This is a genomic window from Kribbella sp. NPDC054772 (assembly GCF_053611945.1).
Genome location: NZ_JBSHBJ010000001.1, coordinates 262319 through 265986, shown reverse-complemented (window position 1 = coordinate 265986; position 3668 = coordinate 262319). Strand labels below are relative to the sequence as shown.

General features: G+C 70.7%; 2 protein-coding genes. Both read right to left on the bottom strand.

The window, feature by feature from the left end:
* Positions 1 to 79: 79 nt before the first annotated feature.
* On the bottom strand, positions 80 to 1030 hold the full coding sequence (locus ACWGID_RS01350; protein WP_452193303.1) for a DivIVA domain-containing protein: 951 nt from the start codon (positions 1028 to 1030) through the stop codon (positions 80 to 82).
* Positions 1031 to 1102: 72 nt separating this feature from the next.
* Positions 1103 to 3118, bottom strand: coding sequence for a kinetoplast-associated-like protein (locus ACWGID_RS01345; protein ID WP_452193302.1), 2016 nt, complete (start codon positions 3116 to 3118; stop codon positions 1103 to 1105).
* Positions 3119 to 3668: the final 550 nt, after the last annotated feature.

Here is a 3668-nt window from a genome sequence, read left to right as displayed (position 1 = left end):
TCTCTCCTCCAGCCAGAGTCACACCCCCCCTCGCCGCGCGCCGCCCCCCCCCCCCCCCCCCCTCTCAGGTGGTGTTTCTTCAGTTCTTCTTGCTACCGGAGGTGGCGTCCGCGTCGTCCTCGGCCAGCAGGTCGAGCGGCATCGCCGGGCTGCCGGACAGCGTCGCCAGCATCTGGCGAACGTTGGTCAGCTGCGCGTTGATGCTGTCCCGGCGCTGGGTCGCGGCCGCGAGCTCACGCTCGGACTCGGCACGGATCCGCTCGGACTTGTCCTTCGCGGCGGCGACGATCTCCTGGGCCTGCCGGTTGGCGTCGGCCAGCTGCTGCTGCGACAACCGCTCGGCCTCGGAACGCGACCGGTCGGCCTCGCGCTGCACCTGGGCGGCGCGGTCGGTGACGGCGGCCAGCTGCTGCTCGGCCAGCGCGGTCCGGGCGGCGAACTCCTGCTCGACCTTGCCCCGGCGCTCGGCCAGGGTGGTCTCGAAGGCGGCCGCGGCCTGAGCGGACTTGGCCCGCTCCTGCTCGTACAGCGCCTGGGCCTCGCTGCGGCGCGCGGTGGCGTCGCGCTCGGCCTCGTCACGCATGTCGTCGGCCTGGGTCCGGGCCTCCTCGAGGATCCGGGCGGCCTCGGCGTCGACCTCGCTCTTCCAGTCCAGCGAGTACTGCTCGGCCTCCTTGCGGACCTTCTTGGCGTGCGACTCACCGTCGGCGACGATCGCCTCGGCATCGGTGCGCGCGCGGGTCACCAGGTCACGGGCCTCGTCGTCGGCCAGCGACAGGATCTTCGCGACCCGCTCACCGAACTCGGTGAACGTCGGGGCACGGTCCTTGGAGTCCTCCTGGGCGGAGATGACGGCCGCCTCCGCCGCGTCCGTGCGGGACTGCAGCTCCTGGACGTGCCGCTGCAGCTGCTCCGACTGCTGCTGCAGAGCGGTCAGGGAGGTGGTCAGCTCACGGATGTGCTGATCCACCTGGGCAGGCTCGTAGCCACGCAGAACGGTACGGAACGGGGTTGGGCTTTCACTGCTCATGTTTTCCGATGCTCACTTCGATGGGTGGGTGGATCACACATTGTCACTGACAAGGATCTGACTGTCACGTCCTCATCCTGATTCCCCCGTGGAACCCTCACTGGAGGACATTCCACCACCTGGGCGGAACCCCGGTACAGCGAGTGCCTCGATCACACCCGAAAGCTGGGTGAGCTCCTTGGTGATCTCATCACGGCGCTGGTTCAGCGCCGCGACCCTCGCCTCGGCGTCGGCGAGAAGTTTTCGGGCCTGGGCGCGCAGAGTATCGGAGTGCTCACGCGCCTGCGCCTCGATCTGCTGCGCTTCCGCGCGGGACTTGCGGATCAGTTCGTGCGACTGGCGCTGCGCCTCGGACAGGTCGTTGGCGGCGCGCTCCCGCAGTACCTGGGTGCTGGCCTCGGCCTCGGCCTCGCGGCGGTTCGCCCGCTCGATGATCTCCCGCGCGTCCTGGGCGGCCGAGTTCTTCAGCCGGTCGGCCCGGGTCTGCGCCTGGGCGGTGACCTTCTCGGCCTCCTGCTTGGCCGACGCGAGCGTCGACTCCGCCTGCTCGCCGGCCGAGTACAGCGTTGTTTCGGCGAGCTGGGTGAGCTCGGCGTTCTCCTTCGCGATCGTTTCCTGGGTCTGCTTCAGCCGGCTGGTCGAGCGGCCGACCACGCGGCGCAGGTGCGCACGCTTCTTGCGGAGGAGCTCGGCCGCATCGGCGGCGGCCTGGTCGCGGATCGCCTGCGCCTCGGACTCGGCGGCGCTGATCAGGTCGTCGACGGTCTTCCGGCTCCACAGCGTCTGCTTCTCGGCCTCGGCCAGCGCCGCCTCGGCCGCCTGGTTCGCCTCCTCGACGATCCGCTGCGCCTCGCCGGAGGCTGCCCGGCGGTCCGCCTCGATGGAGTCCACGACCAGCTTGGCCTGCGCCCGCGCGTCGGCCATCAGCCGCTCGTTACCGGCTTCCGCCTCGGCCTTGCGCTCGGCGATCTCGGCGATCGCCTCGTTCCGCAGCTTGTCGATCTCCAGCGAGATCGCGGCCAGCTTGGCCCGCTCGGTCTCCTCGAGCTCCGCCGTACGGCGCTCCACCTCGGTACGGTTCTCGCCGCGCAGCCGCTCGATCTCGGCGTGTGCCTCGGCGATCTCCACCCGGGACTTCTCCCGCGCGGTCTCGACCTCGCGCTCGACGGCGGCCCGCAGCTCACTCGCCTCGGACTCGGCGCGGGCGATCAGGTCGGCCTCGTTGCGAGATGCGGCCTGTGACACCAGCGCGGCCTGCTCGCCGGCGTCGGCGACCAGCTGCTGCGCTTCCTTGCCGGCCCGCTCGACGGTCGACTGCGCCGACTCGCGCGCCATCTGCGCCTCGTCGAGGAGCTCGTCGGCCTCGTCCTTCACCCGGCCCGCTTCGACCTCCGCAGCCGCGAGCCGGCCGTCCGCCGCCGCCTGCGACTCGGCCCGCAGCTTCTCGGCCGCTGCTTCGCTTTCGGTCCGCAGCTTCTCGACCGCTGCCTCGGTCTCGGCCTGCAGCTGCGCCGCGGCCGTCTCCGAATCCGAGCGGCGCTTGGCCACCTCCTCGGCGACCGCCGCCCGGAGCTGCTCGGCGGCAGACTCCGACTCGAGCTTCAGGCGCTCGGCGATCGCAGCCGCCTCGCCGCGAACCCGCTCCGCTTCGGCAGTCGACTCTGCCGTCAGCGCGTCGGCCGCGGCGGCAGCATCACGGCGTACCCGATCGGCTTCGGCGGTGGACTCGGCGCGCAGCCTGTCGGCGGCCTCCTCGGCCTCGCAGCGGACCCGCTCCGCCTCGGACTCGGACTCGTTCCGGAGCTGCTCAGCGGCCCGCTCCGCGTCGTTCAGCACCCGCTGGGCGGCCGCCATCGCGTCCGCTCGAAGCTTCTTCGCCGCGCTGTCCGCCTCGGCCTTCAGCCGCTCGTTCGCAGCCCGGATCCGCCCGGCCTCGTCACGGGCCACATCGTTCTCGTGCTCGGCCTGCTCGCGCAGTGTGTCGGCGATCCGCTGGGCCCGCTCGAGCACCCCGCCCGCCTGCCGCACGCCAAAGGAACCGGTGTCGGCGACCGGTTCCTGGGTCAGGGGCAGACGCGGCGCGTCCATGCGACGAGATGATTCCATTACCGGCCCCCTTTCCGACAGTCCGGGTCCGAACAGCGTGCTCACAGGGTTACAACGCGGTAGACAGGCGGTAGGTAACTGCTTCATCAGCAATCGGGCGATCTTCCCACCGATCCGAAGGCCGACGCGAGCGGACTCCGTACCGACTTGGTCACGCTCCGCAGGACGATACGACCAATCAGTAGCCTCCGCGCAATTCCCGCGTGTCCCCCGATACGCCAGCCCCAACCGCAGTACTGACTACCCGTCCAAACCCCCATCCGGCCTGGACCATTACCCCTTCCCGCCCCAGGCCGCCGCAACTCGAGCGGTTATCCCCTGGGGTTGGGGGTTCTCTGCTGGTCTACGAACGAAGAACCCCCAACGCGAGGGGATAACCGCTCATGCGCGAGTCGCGGCTGTCGCGCCGCGGCCGACGAGTCACGGTGGGCGGATGGGTGGGGTTTGGGGAGGAACCCGGCGATGCCGGATCGGCCGCGGGGGAAACGGCGTGGTCGCCGCCACACCAGTCTCTTATAAACAAAAGACGCGG

Excerpts from the sequence above, each read along its gene's own strand:
- ACWGID_RS01345 (WP_452193302.1), bottom strand. The coding sequence starts at position 3,118 with ATGGACGCGCCGCGTCTGCCCCTGACCCAGGAACCGGTCGCCGACACC.
- ACWGID_RS01350 (WP_452193303.1), bottom strand. The coding sequence starts at position 1,030 with ATGAGCAGTGAAAGCCCAACCCCGTTCCGTACCGTTCTGCGTGGCTAC.